The following is a 14805-nucleotide window of genomic DNA, read 5'->3' on the forward strand; positions in this document are numbered from 1 at the left end:
TTCGATGGAGGACGATATATGAAATGGCTTCTGCTCGCCGGTCTGAGCCTATCCGCGCCCACCCTCGCGCAGGAAGCGGGTTCTCTACCAGTCGCTCCTGTGAGCTTGCGCCTGCCCGCGCCCGAAGCCAATCAGGGCGCCGCGTCGGATGGCACCTTCGCCTATGCCATCGACAATGACAGGATCGGCAAATATCGCATCGATACCGGCAAGCGCGTAGCGCAGTGGAAGGGCGAGCGACGGCTGTTCCCCCACATGAACAGTTGTACCGTAGCCGGGCGGAAACTGGTATGCGCCGCGTCCAACTATCCCGCCGTGCCGCAGACCAGCGCGATCGAGTTTTTCGACACGACGACATTGCGTCATCTGCGAACGGTCAGCCTGGGCTTCGGCCCCGGATCACTGACGGTGCTTGATCGGCATGACGGCAAATGGTGGGCGGTATTCGCCAATTATGCCGGCAAGGGTGGAGAGCCGGGGCGCGACACACGCTACACATTGCTGGTTCGCATGGACGACGCCTTCCGCCAGGAAGCGGCCTGGACCTTTCCGGCGGAAGTCTTGGTCCGTTTCGCGCCTTATAGCTGTTCGGGCGCAAGCTGGAGCAAGGATGGCAGGCTATATGTGACCGGGCATGACCGTCCGGAAATGTATGAGCTGGCTTTGCCCGAAGCGGGATCGGTCCTGGAACTGCGCCGCACCGTCGGAATTGCGACGCCAGGCCAGGCGATCGATTGGGACCCCGTGCGTGGCGGGCGCCTCTGGTCGATCGACCGCGCGAAAAGCGAAATGATCGCAAGCGAAATCCCGCGCGATTAGAGTGATTGGCGGCGGGAAAGGATCATCGACGGCAGCCAAGCAACCGGGTCCACCCGACAAGATGGATCGCGCCGGGTTATTCTCCGCCAGTTCGACGACGCAACCAGGCTGTCATGGACCGGGATTACCAATGCCCTTTCGCCCGGCGGAAAGGACGACTCGCATGAATACATGTCCTCGCGATCGACGTGACGGACTTTCCGTCGTGCCTGGATCGCCCTTTCCGACCGTCTTGCAGATCTTCGGCTGAGGGAGGTTTACGACGGAAGCACAAGATCCGCTGTTCCGGATTCCGGTGCCCATCCAGGGCATTGGACCTGGCCTCATCTGGGGTCTGGACTTTTCGTCTGATGGCGCAACCAGCCCGGTCGGCGGCTGCGATGCGGAAATGACGGGTCACTTCCGTTGGCTCCACCTCAATCTGGCGGATCATGGCACAAGGCTGTGGATCGCCGAACATCCGGCCCTTTCGGCCCAGATTCGCGAATTGCTGCTCGCTTCGGAGACGCATCAGCGTGCGCTGGTGGACGGGGACCGCATCGGTTGCGTGTTGCACGATTTCGAACGCGATTTCGATGTCGCGGACACGCAGAGGATCGGCGCACTGCGGATCGCGCTGGCGCCTACGCTGATGCTGACGACACGGCTGCACCCGCTGCGGTCCGCCGACATCGCCCGCCATCGGCTGGAACGGGTCAATGTCGCGACCGGCCCGGCGCAGGCACTGGACCTGCTGGTAAGCGCGATCACCAGCAACATCTCCGACATTGCCCGATCCCTGAGCAATGATGTCCGACAGGCGGAGGACGCCTTTCTGGATGGGCACCATCCGCCAGCCGCCCGCGATCTCGTTCTGATCCGTCGCCGGCTGGCACAGATACACGGCCTGCTGTCCGGCATGCGCGGCGTGTTCCAGCGGCTGGAGGAGGATGAGGAATTGCCCGCCCATCTGCGGCCGATCGTGGAGAAGCTGGTGCAGCGGCTGCAATCGCTGGATGCCGACATATTGGAAGTACAGGGCCAGTTGCGGCTGCTGCGCGACGAGGTCGACATTCAGGCCGCGCAAAGGACCAACCAGAATCTCTATATCCTCTCGATCATCACCGCGCTGATGCTTCCCGCTACGCTGGTGACCGGTATATTCGGCATGAACACCGGCGGCATGCCGCTTGCCCAGGGCGCGCATGGGACGTTGGTGGCCAGCATGATCGCGACGGGTGCTGCGGGGATCACCTATTGGGTGCTGCGCTGGATGGGCTTCATGCGCCAATAGCGCGATTCGACGCCTTTTCCGAGACGGATCGGGACGATCACTTCCGCATTCCGACCGGTCCGACCAGATAAGGTTCCGAGTAGGAGGCGCCGATCGCCGGCTTCAGGCCTCCGCCATCACCATGGCCATTTGAGCAATGGCAGAATTGCGGAAACGGGGATCGTCGGTCACTTCGGCCCCCACCCAGTCGGGCAGATCGAACCGCTGGTCGACCGAACGCATTTCAACCTCCGCCAATATCAGTCCTTCCACCGGTCCATCGAACACGTCCACTTCCCAGGTCATTCCATCGTGGACGACGCGATAACGGACCTTCTCGATCACCTCGCTGACGCACAGCCGGTCGAGCATGTCCCTGGCATCGGCGAGCGGTATTTCATATTCGAATTCATCCCTAGCCAGCCCCGCACGCGCGCTCTTGACGGCGAGCCAGCCCCTGTCGCCGCAAATCCGGACGCGAACGCTCCCATGGCCGTCATGCGCGACATATCCCTGGCGCAAACGACGACCGGCATCGGCGCTGGCGCGCCATGCATCGTCGACGACGAGAAACTTCCGCTCGATTTCAACTGACATGGGCGTTCCATCGGAGGATCGCCGTCAGGTGGCGAACTGATCCACGTTAATTTATTCCCGCAATCAATGCGAGTCCATCCGTCGCACCCGGACGAGCATTCATCCCTCAAAGCCGGTCATGATGGCTTGACGCCCAACATGAGCGCTTTCCATGCGATCGAAATCATCCGACGGGCACGAAATCGCGGTAAAAGAAAGAGAGCGATCCGGTTCAAGATCCGTCTGCACACACCCAGGCATTGCTCGCCAAAACCGCATCGGGCCGCGCCAATACCACCAGCGGCAAGCCTGCCGAAGCCGCCCGCTCCGCTGCCAACCGCGTCGGTGCGGAAATCGTCACCAGCAACGGACAGTCGGCCAATACCGCCTTCTCGACCAGCTCATAGGAACAGCGCGAAGACAGCAATGCAAAGCCGCCCTGCCAATCGAGCCCTCGACGCCACATCGCCCCGATCAGCTTGTCGAAGGCATTATGCCTTCCGACATCCTCTCGGGCCAGCAGGATCGTCCCTTCGGCCGTCGCCAATGCTGCCGCATGGGCTGCGCCGGTTCGCGCGTTGAGCGGCTGGAAATCCTTGAGATGCTCCAGCGCCCGGAATATCGCAGCTCCGTCAGCGCGCGATCGCGTCGTCACGGACGGCAGGGGCCGGATCGCCTGCTCCAGATTCTCGACCCCGCAAATCCCGCAGGAGGACTCCGATGCCCGATGGCGTACCCGGCTCAGCAATGCTTCCGTTCGCCCTTCCGGCAAGGTCGCACGCGCAACGATGCCGTGCTCCATAGGATAGGCGTCGACATCGAACGGCGCATCCTCCCGACCTATCAACCGCTCCGCAAGCGCAAAACCCAGCACCAATTCTTCGACATCCGTGGGGGTCGCCATCAATACGGCATAACCGATGCCGTTGAATTCGATCGCGACCGGCACCTCCTCCGCCAGTTCGCGGGTCACGGGCCCGCCCCCGCCGTTCGGCTTCAACTGCGTGAATGGAAAGGCCGGTTGCGTCAAGGGACCGAGATCCGGCCGACGGCAGCCGCCGCAATCGCCGAAAATTGTTCCGGCCGGGTCCGCGTCAATGCCAGAATATGCTGTTTCATGGCCGGATCCCAGAAATCCCGGATATGGTCAGCGGTCGTCGTCACCGCCGCCTCCTCGCCTAGTGCCGCGACATTGCGCGCGATCTGGTTGACCATGTAGATCAGTCGATCCTCGGTCGACATGACATGATTTTCATCGCTCATGCGCCCGATCCTATTCGGCTGCTTCCAACGGCGCAATCCGCCTGCTGTGCCGCGCCTGTTCGGCATAGTCGCGCTGCCAGTCGCTCGGTCCGTTGGAGGGCATGACCTGCACGGCCGTCACCTTATATTCGGGGCAGTTTGTGGCCCAATCCGAATAGTCCGTGGTGATGACATTGGCCTGCGTATCGGGATGGTGGAAGGTCGTATAGACAACGCCCGGCGCCACCCGCTCCGTGATCAGCGCGCGCAGGCTCGTTTCGCCTGCCCGGCTCCTGAGCGACACCCAGTCGCCATCCTTGATCCCCCGATTCTCCGCATCGGTAGGGTGGATTTCCAGCCGGTCCTCCGAATGCCAGGCTTCGTTCGCCGTCCGTCGTGTCTGTGCGCCGACATTATATTGGCTGAGGATACGCCCGGTGGTCAGCAGCAGCGGGAAGCGCGGCCCCGTCTTCTCGTCGGTCGGCACATAGTCGGTGACGACGAACTTGCCCTTGCCGCGCACGAAACCGTCGATATGCATGGTCGGCGTCCCGTCCGGCGCAGCCTCATTGGCCGGCCATTGCAACGATCCTTCCACGTCTAGCCGGTCATAATGCACGCCCGCGAAGGTCGGGGTCAGCGCGGCGATCTCGTCCATGATCTGGGAGGGGTGGTCGTAGGTCCAGCCAAGGCCCATGGCGTTGGCCACCAACTGCACGATCTCCCAGTCCGCATAACCGTTGATCGGCGCCATCACCTTGCGCACGCGCTGGATACGCCGTTCGGCATTGGTGAAGGTCCCATCCTTCTCCAGGAAGGTCGAGCCCGGCAGGAAGACATGGGCATAGTTGGCGGTTTCGTTCAGAAACAAATCCTGCACGACCACGCATTCCATCGCCGCAAGGCCCGCCGCGACATGATGGGTGTTGGGGTCGGACTGAAGAATATCCTCACCCTGGATGAAGATGCCCTTGAACGTTCCGTCGGTTGCAGCATCCAGCATATTGGGGATGCGCAGGCCCGGCTCGGCATCGAGCGCCACGCCCCAGGCCTTTTCGAACATCGACCGAGTCGTATCGTCGGAGACATGGCGATAGCCGGAAAATTCATGCGGGAAGCTGCCCATGTCGCAGGCGCCCTGCACATTATTCTGCCCGCGCAGGGGGTTCACGCCTACGCCCTCGCGCCCGACATTGCCGGTCGCCATCGCCAGATTGGCGATCGCCATCACGGTCGAACTGCCCTGGCTGTGCTCGGTGACGCCCAGACCATAATAGATCGCGCCATTACCGCCGGTCGCATAGAGTCGGGCTGCCGCGCGCACTTCCTCCGCCTTCACGCCGGTCAGCGGCTCGATCGCTTCGGGCGAACGGCTGGGCTCTGCCACAAAGGCTGCCCAGTCCATGAATTCATCCCAGTCGCAACGTTCCCGGATAAAGGCTTCATCGAAGAGATTTTCCGTGACGATCACATGCGCCATCGCCGTCAGCATGGCGACGTTGGTGCCGGGCCGCAGCGGCAGATGATGATCGGCCTCCACATGGGGTGATTTCACCAGATCGATCCGGCGCGGATCGATGACGATGAGCTTCGCGCCCGGTTTTCCATCTTTGGGCCGCAGCCGCTTCTTCATCCGGCTGGCGAAGACGGGATGCCCGTCCGTCGGGTTCGCGCCGATCACCAGGATGACATCGGCCTGCATCACGCTGTCGAAATCCTGCGTTCCCGCCGAAGTGCCGAAGGTCGTCTTCAACCCATAGCCCGTCGGAGAGTGGCAGACGCGCGCGCAGGTATCGACATTGTTGTTGCCGAACCCCTGGCGGATCAGCTTCTGGACGAGGAACGTCTCCTCATTGGTGCAACGGCTCGACGTGATCCCGCCGATGCTCCGCGTCCCGTATTTCGACTGGATGCGTTTGAACTCGCTGGCGGTATGGGCAATCGCCTCCTCCCACGACACCTCGCGCCAGGGTTCCTCCACCGACGCGCGGATCATCGGGTTCAGGATGCGGTCGCGATGCTGGGCATAGCCCCAGGCGAAGCGGCCCTTGACGCAGCTATGCCCGCGATTGGCCTTGCCGTCCTTCCACGGCACCATGCGAACCAGTTCCTCGCCCCGCATCTCTGCGCGGAAGGTGCAGCCGACACCGCAATAGGCGCAGGTGGTGACGACCGCCCGATCCGGCGTCCCGACCTCCACCACCTTCTTCTCGGTCAGCGTCGCGGTCGGGCAAGCCTGGACGCAGGCGCCGCAGGACACGCATTCGGACGACAGGAAATCCTGCCCCTGGCTTGGCGAGACCTTGGAGTCGAAGCCGCGCCCCTCGATGGTCAGCGCGAATGTCCCCTGCACCTCGTCGCAGGCGCGCACGCAGCGCGAACAGACGATGCACTTGCTCGGATCGAAATCGAAATAGGGGTTCGACTGGTCCTTCGCCTGTCCCATATTGGTGGCGCCGTCATAGCCGTAGCGGACATCACGCAACCCCACCGCCCCGGCCTGATCCTGCAACTCGCAATCGCCATTGGCCGGGCAGGTCAGGCAGTCGAGCGGATGGTCGGAGATATAGAGTTCCATCACCCCACGCCGAAGCTGCTTCAGCCGTTCGCTCTGCGTGCGGACCACCATGCCCTCGGCAATCGGCGTGGTGCAGGAAGCGGGGTAGCCGTTGCGGCCTTCCACCTCGACCAGGCAGAGACGGCAGGAACCGAAACTCTCCACATTGTCGGTCGCGCAGAGCTTGGGGATCGAGCAGCCGGTGAATGACGCCGCGCGCATGATCGACGTGCCCTCCGGCATCGTTACCGTGTCGCCATCGATGGTCAGGGTCACGCTCTTGCCCGTGGCAATGGCGGGTGGCGTCCCATGATCGGTTTCGCGCGTATAGGTCATTCCGCAGCTTCCTTCACCGGAGCCGGAGCCCCAAAATCCTCGGGGAAATGGTCGAGTGCGCTCAACACCGGATAAGGTGTGAAGCCGCCCAGAGCGCAGAGCGATCCGTATTTCATCGTGTCGCACAGGTCGCGGAGCAGAGCGGTTTGCGCTTCCGGTCCGGTGTTGATCCGCGAAGGTGATCGCGAATTGAGCGCCTTTTTCAGAAAGGGTCCGACGGGAGGATCGGCCGGTGGCGGAGTGGTGTTGCGGGCGGCGATGATCCGGTCCATGACCTCGACCCCGCGCGTCGATCCTATTCGGCAAGGGGTGCATTTGCCGCAGCTTTCGACCGCGCAGAATTCCATGGCGAAGCGCGCCATATGGGCCATGTCGACCGTGTCGTCGAAGACGGTGATCCCGGCATGGCCGATCAATCCGCCCGCCTGGGCAAAGGCCTCATAGTCGAAGGGCAGGTCGAACATCGAGGGCGGGAAATAGGCGCCCAAAGGTCCGCCCACCTGCACCGCGCGGACCGGACGCCCGCTGGCGGTGCCGCCGCCGATGCCGTTCACCAGTTCGCCGAGCGTGATGCCGAAGCCGATCTCATAGAGGCCGCCATGCTTCACATTGCCCGCAAGCTGTACCGGCATGGTGCCGCGCGACCGGCCGAAGCCGACCGCCGCATAGGCCTGCGCCCCTTCAGACAAGATGAAAGGAACGGCCGCCAAGCTCAGGACATTGTTGATGACGGTCGGCTGACCGAACAGGCCCGCCAGCGCCGGCAGGGGCGGCTTGGCACGCACCTGTCCGCGCTTGCCCTCGATGCTGTCGAGCAGCGCCGTTTCCTCGCCGCAGACATAGGCGCCCGCCCCGACCCGCACTTCCAGGGTGAAGGGCGCGATGCGCAGGGCGGACAGTTCGATCGCCTCCTGCATGGTGGCGATCGCAAAGGGATATTCGCTGCGGATATAGATATAGCCATGATATGCTCCCACGGCGTGCCCGGCGATCGCCATCCCCTCGATCAGGCAGAGGGGATCGCCCTCCATCAGCATCCGGTCGGCGAAGGTTCCGCTGTCGCCTTCATCGGCATTGCAGACGATGAACTTCGCATCCGACGCCGCATCCAGCACCGTCTGCCATTTGATCCCGGTCGGAAAGCCGGCCCCGCCACGCCCGCGCAGGCCCGAAGCCTTGACCGCATCCACCACCGCCTGGGGCGCCATCGCCCGCGCCGCGTCCAGCCCGCGCCAGCCGCCATGCGCGGCATAATCCGCCATGTCCAGCGGATCGATCACGCCGCAGCGGGCGAAGGTGAAACGCTGCTGCCCCGCGAAAAAGGGCAAGGCCGCCACATCGCCCAGCCGCGCCGCATGGCTGCCGTCCAGCACCGCCGCGACATCGCCCGGCCCGACCGGTCCATAGCCGATCCGCGTCCCGTCCTGCTCCACCTCCACCAGTGGTTCGATGGAAAACAGGCCCCGGCTGCCGGTGCGCACGACCTCGCACCCGGCCGCTTCGAACGCGCGTGCCACTGCATCCGCGCCCAGGGCGACCGAAGCCATGTCCCGGCTGACATAAATACGCGTCATGCCGCAATCTCCCGCGCGATCCGGTCCAGCGCGGCGGCATCGACCCGCGCCACGGGCCGCCCGTCGACCAGCGCATTCGGCCCGACCGCGCAAAGCCCCAGGCAATAGACCGGCTCCAGCGTCACCTGCCCGTCACGCCGGGTTTCACCCATCGCGACGCCCAGCCGATCGGCCGCCGCCGCCTCCATCGCCGCGCCGCCCCGCGCCTGGCAGCTTTCCGCCCGGCACAGTTTCACCACATGCCGCCCGGCAGGCGCCCGCCGGAAATCATGGTAGAAGGTGACGACCCCATGCACGTCGGCACGGCTCAGGTTCAGCGCAGCGGCGATCGCGGGCACGGCCATGTCATCGACATAGCCTATCTCTTCCTGCAACCAGTGGAGCAGCGGCAACAGCCTGTCGCGCGTGCGCCCATGCGCGCTCGCCCAATCCTCCACCAACCGCGCCATATCCTCGGCACCGATACCCTGCTGCATCCGTTTCATTCTTTCCGAGCATTTTCTTTTCGCGCGTCATGCTGCGCCCGGCCACGCCCCGCGTCAAATCGAAGGCCGCCATGTTTGATAGAAATCATCTATCAAACATGGCGCGCCGGATCAGCGCTCGCTCGTGACGATCATGCCATCTTCGACCTTCACCGGCCAAGGCGTCAGCCCCGCCCCCGCGCAAGGCCCGCCGACGCAGGCGCCGTCGCCAATCCCGAACAGCGCGCCGTGCCAGCTACAGGCGATCAGATCGCCATCGGGCGTCAGATAGTCGTCGAGCCGCTGGGCCAGCGGCAGCCCCATATGCGGGCAGCGATCGACATAACCGTGCACCGCCCCTCCCCTGCGCACGACAAAGCCATGAAAGCGCCCTGCGCGCATCCGGATGACGAAATTGCGCGCGCTGCCGTCCGCGATGTTGTCGAGCGCCGCCAGGCGCACTCCCGCAGGCGTGGCGCTCAGCCGCGCCTCCTCGCTCATCGCGCCGGCTCGATCACCGCGCGGCATTCGCCAAAGCCGATCGAGACATAACCGTCCGCTTTCGCCACCGCCTTCAGCGCCAGTTCGTCGCCATCCTCCAGGAAGGCGCGTTCCTCCCCGGTCGGCAGGCTGATCCGGACCTTGCCGCCTTCGGTGAGTTCCATCAGGCTGCCATAGCCGTCCCGCGTCGCCGCCGACAGGGTCCCCGTTCCCAGCAGGTCGCCGGGATTGAGGTTGCAACCGTTGGAGGCATGGTGGGTCACGATCTGCTGCGCGGTCCAGTACATGCTGGACGCCGGGCCGTGCGACAGGCGCAGTGGGGCCAGACCCCTCTCCCGCATCGCCGCGCTGGACAGGGTGACTTCCAGATCGACGGACAGCGCGCCGCGTGCCTGATCGTCCTCATCCCAGAGATAGGGCAAGGGTTGCGGATCGCCCTCCGGCCGGGCGGGCTGGGCGATGCGGAAGGGCGCCATCGCCTCCGCCGTCACCACCCAGGGGGAGATGGTCGAGTGGAAATTCTTGGCGAGGAACGGCCCCAGGGGCACATATTCCCACGCCTGGAAATCGCGCGCCGACCAGTCGTTGAGCAGACAGAAGCCCGCAATATGGTCCACAGCCTCGCCGATCGGCACGGTGTCGCCCAGCGCATTGCCCGCGCCGATCCAGATGCCCAGTTCCAGCTCATAGTCCAGCCGCTGGCTTGGCCCGACCGTCGGCGCGTCGGCGTCCGGCGCCTTGCGCTGACCGCTCGGCCGCACCACCGGCACGCCCGAAGGCCGGATCGACGACGCCCGCCCATGATAGCCGATCGGCACATATTTATAATTGGGCAGCAGCGGATTGTCGGGCCGGAACAGCTTGCCGATATTGGTGGCGTGATGGATGCCGACATAGAAATCGGTATAGTCGCCGATCGCGGCGGGCAGGTGCATTTCGCAGTCCGCCGCGCGATGCAGCAGCGGTTCGATGACGGCCCGCTGCGTCGCATCGCTCAGCAGATCGCTCAACCGCCGGCGCAGCGCCGCCCGGTCCTGCGCGGGCAGCGCCATCAGGGCATTGAGCGTGCTCCCGCCCAGGGCCGCCGCCGCCTTTTCCGGCAGAAGCCCGGCCTTAGCCGCGCCCTTCAGGTCCCATATCCAGTCACCGATCGCCACCCCGGCCCGTACCTCGCCTCCAAACGGCGCGAAAATCCCATAGGGCAGGTTCTGCACCGGGAAGTCGGGATGCCCATCAGCCCCCCCGACCCAGCTCGACCGCGCCGGATCATGGGTTTCGTCCATCTGCGGAAAAGTCATGCCTCATCCCCCTTCGGCAATTGCGCCTTCTGAAAGCCCGTCCAGCAATCGTCATAATCAAGCTGGCCGAGCGGCGTTTCCATCGCGAACCGCGTCGGATGGAAGACGAAGCGGCTTTCGAACATGAAGGCCATGGTATCGGCGATCCTGTGCGGTTTCAGCTCCGCCCCGACGGCGCCCTCATAACTTGCCTTGTCCGGTCCGTGCCCCGACATGCAATTGTGGAGGGAAGCCCCGCCCGGCGCGAAGCCGCCCGCCTTGGCATCATAGACGCCGTGGATCAGGCCCATGAACTCGCTCATCACATTGCGGTGAAACCATGGCGGGCGAAATGTATCCTCCGCCACCATCCAGCGCGGCGGAAAGATCACGAAATCGCAATTGGCCGTCCCTGCCCGTCCGCTGGGGGACGTGAGCACGGTGAAGATCGAGGGATCGGGATGGTCGTAACTGACCGTATTGATCGTGTTGAACAGCCGCAGATCATAGCGGCAGGGCGCCAGATTGCCGTGCCAGGCCACGACGTCGAAGGGCGAATGGTCCTGGGTCGTCACCCATAGCCGCCCGGCGAATTTCTGGACGATCTCATGGGGGCTGTCATCATCCTCGAACCAGGCGGCCGGACTTTCGAAATCGCGCGGGTTGGCGAGCCCGTTGGAGCCGATCGGTCCCAGGTCGGGCAGGCGGAACAGGGCGCCGTAATTTTCGCAGACATAGCCCCGCGCACTTCCATCGGGCAGTTCCACCTTGAACCGCACGCCGCGCGGGATGAGGGCGATCTGCTCCGGCGCGACTGTCATCACCCCCATTTCCGTGACGATCCGCAACGCGCCCTGCTGCGGCACGATCAGCAATTCGCCGTCGGCATTATAGAAGGCGCGGCGCTCCATGGACTGGTTCACGGCATAGAGATGCACCGCCAGCCCCTCTCCCGCGCCCGGATCGCCCGCGCCGCAATAGCTGACCAATCCGTCGACGAAATCGGTCGCCTGCCGCGGCATCGGCAGCGGGTCCCAGCGCAGCCGGTTGGGCGTCGGCGGCACTTCGTCGAAAGGCCCGCTGCGCAGCAGGGTGTCGCTTTCATAAGGTCGATAGGCGGGATGATTGGCGGCCGGACGCAGCCGGTAGAGCCAGCTTCGCCGGTTGTCCGCGCGCGGCGCGGTGAAGGCCGCGCCGGAAAGCTGTTCGGCATAGAGGCCGAAGGGCACATGCTGCGGCGAGTTGCGCCCTTGCGGCAGCGCGCCCGCCACCGCCTCCGTCACGAAATGATTGCCGAAGCCGGCCATCATCGGATCGATCGTCTTGTCCACGTCCGGCTGCTCCCATTTGGTATCAATTGTTACCACTATAGCGCCTTGCGGAAGAAGTATCAAATGTTACTATTGGCCATGGTCACCAAAGCCCTGCGCCTTGACAGCTTCCTGCCCTATCGGCTGTCCTTCACCACCGCGCTGTTGAGCGACAGCATCGCGCAAAGCTATGAAACGCTGTTCGGCATCACCATCCCCGAATGGCGGATCATCGCCTGGGTCGCGGAAAAGGGCAGCATCACCCAGCAGCAGATCTGCGCCCAGACCCGGATGGACAAGGTGACGGTCAGCCGCGCCGCCATTGCGCTGACCGAACGAGGCCTGCTGGAGCGCCTGCCCCATGCGGAGGACCGACGTTCCCATCTGCTGGCGCTTACCGCGGAGGGCAAGGCGCTCCATGCCGCGATCGCGCCCAAGGCGCTGGAGATGGAAAGCCGCGTCTTTTCCCATTTCAGCAAGGCGGAGGTCGACGCTTTCCTGTCCATGCTCCGCCGGATCGACGCGATCGTGCTGGGCGAGGAAGGCGGCGAGTAATCGTCAATCGCGCTTCCGGCCGCTGATGTCCCGCGCGACGGCGAGCACGGCTTGCGCCAGCGGGCCGAGTGGCGCGCGGTCGGACACGATCACGCCGATCCGGGCGCCTTCATCCGCTTCGGGCAGGGCAAAGGTCCGCACCCAGTCCAGCCCGTCCAGCAGCACGGCATGGCTGTCCGGCACGATCGAGCAAAGCCGTCCCTGTCGCACCAGGGCGAACAGCGCGACATAGCTGTCCGCCGTCACGACCGGACGCAGCGCCAGTTCGCGTTCCCCGAGCCGCGCGTCCAATATCCGCCGGTTCTGCATCCCCTGGTGCAGCAGGCAGAGCGGCAGGCGCGCCACATCCTCCCAGCCCGGCGCCCGCTTTTCATCCAGCACGCCGCGCGCCGCCACGAGCATGTAGCGCTCGACATAGAGCGGCACCGCCAGCGCATGGGAGGGCGGCTCGAAATCCAGGTAGGTGAGCCCTGCATCCAGTTCGAACGCCGCCAGTTCCCGCTCGATCTGGCGCGAAGTCAACGCCCGGACGGAGATGTTCAGCGCCGGATGCCGCTCCAGCAGCGCCTCCACCAGAAAACCGATGGCCGGCATGGCCGCGGGGATCGCCCCCAGCCGCAATTCCCCTTGCAACGGCCCCGTGGCGACCGCCGCCGCCTGCAACAGATTGTCCGTCGCCGCCACCAGTTGCCGCGCCCAGGGAAGGATCGCCCGTCCCTCCTCGGTCAGCCCGGCATAGCGCCGGTTGCGCAGGATCAGCCGCTTGCCCAGTTGCGCTTCCAGCGCGGAAATGCCCGCCGACAGCGTAGGTTGCGACACATGACATGCCGCCGCCGCCCGCGCGAAATGCCCTTCCCTTTCCAGGGCGAGGAAATATTGGAGAAAACGGGTCTGCATCTTATGCGCTGATAGGATAAAGCGGTGGCCCATGAAAGCCGCCTTCGTCATGAACGCGGCTCTGGACGTCGGGGCATCGCTTCACTATATACCGCTCGGTATGGAATCGCAGACACAGGTAGCGCGGGGCCGCCCGCGGGAGTTCGATCCCGAAGAAGCGTTGAGCGCCGCGCTCACCGTCTTCTGGCGTCGCGGCTATGAAGGCGCTTCCATGGCGGAACTGACCGAAGCCATGGGTATCACCAAGCCCAGCCTGTACGCCTGTTTCGGCAACAAGGAATCGCTGTTCCGCAAGGCGCTCGACCTCTATGAGCGCGACAAGCTCTGCTATATGACGACCGCGCTGGAAGCGCCGACGGCCAAGGGGGTTGCCGAGCGGCTGCTGCGCGGGTCGCTGGCGATCCAGACGGGTACGACCGATCCCCATGGCTGCCTGGGCGTCATCAGCACGGTCGCCTGTGCGGTGCAGGCGGAATCGATCCGGGACGAGGTCATCGCGCGCCGGGCTTCGTCGGACGCCGCGCTTCTGGCCCGGCTGGAACGCGCGCGCGACGAGGGGGATTTTCCCGAGACGATAGCGCCGCAGGCGCTGGCCACCTATCTGTCGACCGTGATGCAGGGCATGGCGGTGCAGGCAAGCGCGGGAATGTCGCGCGGGCAGTTGGAGCAGTTCGTCGAAACGACGCTGGCTGTCTGGCCAGGCAAGTGACGGAAATCAGGTTTTTTTCGGAATAGATACCGAAAAAATACCAATCGGTATAAAAATATCTTGACCGCCTTCCGCCACCCCATTATATACCAGTCAGTAGTGAATGGACCTGTTCTACCGAAGGGGTCATCCGATGCGGACATTTTTAAAACGCTGTCGTCATTGACGACCTGAGGCGGCCAGCTCAACAGGGCGTGTCGCTTGCCTGATCATTATCCTATCGCTTGACGCGCAGCCGATCGGTCGCGCGGCGGAGAGGTTTTTTTCACGTTCGGCCGGGATGGCTCGCAGCGGACGGCACCATGTCGGCCCGATCCCCCGGTCTTGCCTCAATCACATCTTGCCTCAATCACAGGGGAACAGCCATGGCATTTCTGCAACTTGCCACGCTTGCCGAAGATGGCGGGGCGATTGGCATCGCAAGGACGGCAACCGCAGGTTTCGCGCCGGTCGAATGGCAGATCATCCGGCTCGCACGCCACGACGGACTGTCGTCGCTGCGGCCACCGGATCGCTGGGATCGGCTGAAGAGCTGGATCTTCGGGGAGCGCGCCAATCCCCGTCTCGCCAACAAGCGGCTGGAAAGCCTGCGCCGACTGGCGGTCGACGCCTGGCATCGTGGTTATGCCGTCCGCCCGTCTTTTCTGAAGGCCTTTCTCAGGGCCGGATTCAGCGAAGGCCAGCTTGAAACCCTGCTGGCCGCCATCAGCGCGGGCCGCCGCGCCTAGATCTTCAT

The 14805-nt window shown here is 64.3% G+C and carries 15 protein-coding genes; 5 read left to right on the forward strand and 10 right to left on the reverse strand.

The annotated features are described in order from the left end of the window. Positions 1 to 18: 18 nt before the first annotated feature. Both CAF53_RS19320 and CAF53_RS19325 read left to right on the forward strand, forming a co-directional pair. Entirely contained in the window at positions 19 to 819 is an 801-nt protein-coding gene (locus tag CAF53_RS19320) for a hypothetical protein (RefSeq protein WP_100239258.1), read from the forward strand. A gap of 388 nt (positions 820 to 1207) precedes the next feature. Continuing rightward, the gene (locus tag CAF53_RS19325; protein ID WP_242443526.1) at positions 1208 to 2092 is read left to right on the forward strand and encodes a transporter; all 885 of its coding nucleotides are present in this window, start codon (positions 1208 to 1210) and stop codon (positions 2090 to 2092) included. 102 nt (positions 2093 to 2194) lie between these two features. Here CAF53_RS19325 and CAF53_RS19330 read toward each other — a convergent pair whose 3' ends face one another. The 9 genes from CAF53_RS19330 to hmgA form a co-directional block, all read right to left on the reverse strand. After that, on the reverse strand, positions 2195 to 2668 hold the full coding sequence (locus CAF53_RS19330) for a CYTH domain-containing protein (protein ID WP_046764205.1): 474 nt from the start codon (positions 2666 to 2668) through the stop codon (positions 2195 to 2197). Between the two features lie 211 nt (positions 2669 to 2879). Next, entirely contained in the window at positions 2880 to 3677 is a 798-nt protein-coding gene (fdhD, locus tag CAF53_RS19335) for a formate dehydrogenase accessory sulfurtransferase FdhD (protein ID WP_046764206.1), read from the reverse strand. Next, positions 3674 to 3910 carry a formate dehydrogenase subunit delta gene (locus CAF53_RS19340; RefSeq protein ID WP_100239259.1) on the reverse strand — a complete coding sequence of 79 codons (237 nt, stop codon included), beginning with the start codon at positions 3908 to 3910 and terminating at the stop codon, positions 3674 to 3676. Before CAF53_RS19340 ends, fdhD begins: the two co-directional genes overlap by 4 nt. Positions 3911 to 3920: 10 nt before the next feature. Continuing rightward, on the reverse strand, positions 3921 to 6782 hold the full coding sequence (fdhF, locus tag CAF53_RS19345) for a formate dehydrogenase subunit alpha (RefSeq protein ID WP_100239260.1): 2862 nt from the start codon (positions 6780 to 6782) through the stop codon (positions 3921 to 3923). Further along, positions 6779 to 8356, reverse strand: a complete 1578-nt coding sequence (locus CAF53_RS19350; RefSeq protein ID WP_100239261.1) for a formate dehydrogenase beta subunit — start codon at positions 8354 to 8356, stop codon at positions 6779 to 6781. The genes fdhF and CAF53_RS19350 overlap by 4 nt, the downstream gene beginning before the upstream one ends. Beyond that, positions 8353 to 8832 carry a formate dehydrogenase subunit gamma gene (locus tag CAF53_RS19355; RefSeq protein WP_046764210.1) on the reverse strand — a complete coding sequence of 160 codons (480 nt, stop codon included), beginning with the start codon at positions 8830 to 8832 and terminating at the stop codon, positions 8353 to 8355. Before CAF53_RS19355 ends, CAF53_RS19350 begins: the two co-directional genes overlap by 4 nt. A 120-nt stretch (positions 8833 to 8952) precedes the next feature. Next, positions 8953 to 9321: a Rieske (2Fe-2S) protein gene (locus CAF53_RS19360; RefSeq protein ID WP_100239567.1), complete on the reverse strand. Its 369-nt coding sequence runs from the start codon at positions 9319 to 9321 to the stop codon at positions 8953 to 8955. Continuing rightward, on the reverse strand, positions 9318 to 10619 hold the full coding sequence (gene fahA / locus CAF53_RS19365; protein ID WP_046764211.1) for a fumarylacetoacetase: 1302 nt from the start codon (positions 10617 to 10619) through the stop codon (positions 9318 to 9320). Before fahA ends, CAF53_RS19360 begins: the two co-directional genes overlap by 4 nt. Continuing rightward, a complete protein-coding gene (gene hmgA / locus CAF53_RS19370) occupies positions 10616 to 11905 on the reverse strand; it encodes a homogentisate 1,2-dioxygenase (protein ID WP_100239568.1) in 1290 nt (429 codons plus the stop codon). Before hmgA ends, fahA begins: the two co-directional genes overlap by 4 nt. A gap of 102 nt (positions 11906 to 12007) precedes the next feature. Between hmgA and CAF53_RS19375 the strand changes: the two genes are divergently transcribed. Then, positions 12008 to 12463: a MarR family transcriptional regulator gene (locus CAF53_RS19375; protein ID WP_046764212.1), complete on the forward strand. Its 456-nt coding sequence runs from the start codon at positions 12008 to 12010 to the stop codon at positions 12461 to 12463. Between the two features lie 3 nt (positions 12464 to 12466). Here the strand turns inward: CAF53_RS19375 and CAF53_RS19380 are convergent, their stop codons facing one another. Next, positions 12467 to 13360 (reverse strand): LysR family transcriptional regulator, encoded by an 894-nt coding sequence (locus tag CAF53_RS19380; RefSeq protein ID WP_046764388.1) that lies wholly within the window; start codon positions 13358 to 13360, stop codon positions 12467 to 12469. A 100-nt stretch (positions 13361 to 13460) separates the two neighbouring features. On the opposite strand from CAF53_RS19380, the gene CAF53_RS19385 reads away from it, so the two are divergent. Continuing rightward, on the forward strand, positions 13461 to 14069 hold the full coding sequence (locus tag CAF53_RS19385; protein ID WP_046764389.1) for a TetR/AcrR family transcriptional regulator: 609 nt from the start codon (positions 13461 to 13463) through the stop codon (positions 14067 to 14069). A gap of 365 nt (positions 14070 to 14434) precedes the next feature. Beyond that, on the forward strand, positions 14435 to 14797 hold the full coding sequence (locus CAF53_RS19390; protein WP_046764213.1) for a hypothetical protein: 363 nt from the start codon (positions 14435 to 14437) through the stop codon (positions 14795 to 14797). The last annotated feature ends 8 nt before the right edge of the window (positions 14798 to 14805 follow it).

The sequence above is a fragment of the Sphingobium sp. LB126 genome, from assembly GCF_002795205.1.
Classification (GTDB): domain Bacteria; phylum Pseudomonadota; class Alphaproteobacteria; order Sphingomonadales; family Sphingomonadaceae; genus Sphingobium; species Sphingobium chungbukense.

Excerpts from the sequence above, each read along its gene's own strand:
- CAF53_RS19320 (WP_100239258.1), top strand. The coding sequence starts at position 19 with ATGAAATGGCTTCTGCTCGCCGGTCTGAGCCTATCCGCGCCCACCCTC.
- CAF53_RS19325 (WP_242443526.1), top strand. The coding sequence starts at position 1,208 with ATGACGGGTCACTTCCGTTGGCTCCACCTCAATCTGGCGGATCATGGC.
- CAF53_RS19330 (WP_046764205.1), bottom strand. The coding sequence starts at position 2,668 with ATGTCAGTTGAAATCGAGCGGAAGTTTCTCGTCGTCGACGATGCATGG.
- CAF53_RS19340 (WP_100239259.1), bottom strand. The coding sequence starts at position 3,910 with ATGAGCGATGAAAATCATGTCATGTCGACCGAGGATCGACTGATCTAC.
- fdhF (WP_100239260.1), bottom strand. The coding sequence starts at position 6,782 with ATGACCTATACGCGCGAAACCGATCATGGGACGCCACCCGCCATTGCC.
- CAF53_RS19350 (WP_100239261.1), bottom strand. The coding sequence starts at position 8,356 with ATGACGCGTATTTATGTCAGCCGGGACATGGCTTCGGTCGCCCTGGGC.
- CAF53_RS19355 (WP_046764210.1), bottom strand. The coding sequence starts at position 8,832 with ATGCAGCAGGGTATCGGTGCCGAGGATATGGCGCGGTTGGTGGAGGAT.
- CAF53_RS19360 (WP_100239567.1), bottom strand. The coding sequence starts at position 9,321 with ATGAGCGAGGAGGCGCGGCTGAGCGCCACGCCTGCGGGAGTGCGCCTG.
- fahA (WP_046764211.1), bottom strand. The coding sequence starts at position 10,619 with ATGACTTTTCCGCAGATGGACGAAACCCATGATCCGGCGCGGTCGAGC.
- hmgA (WP_100239568.1), bottom strand. The coding sequence starts at position 11,905 with ATGGCCGGCTTCGGCAATCATTTCGTGACGGAGGCGGTGGCGGGCGCG.
- CAF53_RS19375 (WP_046764212.1), top strand. The coding sequence starts at position 12,008 with ATGGTCACCAAAGCCCTGCGCCTTGACAGCTTCCTGCCCTATCGGCTG.
- CAF53_RS19380 (WP_046764388.1), bottom strand. The coding sequence starts at position 13,360 with ATGCAGACCCGTTTTCTCCAATATTTCCTCGCCCTGGAAAGGGAAGGG.
- CAF53_RS19385 (WP_046764389.1), top strand. The coding sequence starts at position 13,461 with ATGGAATCGCAGACACAGGTAGCGCGGGGCCGCCCGCGGGAGTTCGAT.
- CAF53_RS19390 (WP_046764213.1), top strand. The coding sequence starts at position 14,435 with ATGGCATTTCTGCAACTTGCCACGCTTGCCGAAGATGGCGGGGCGATT.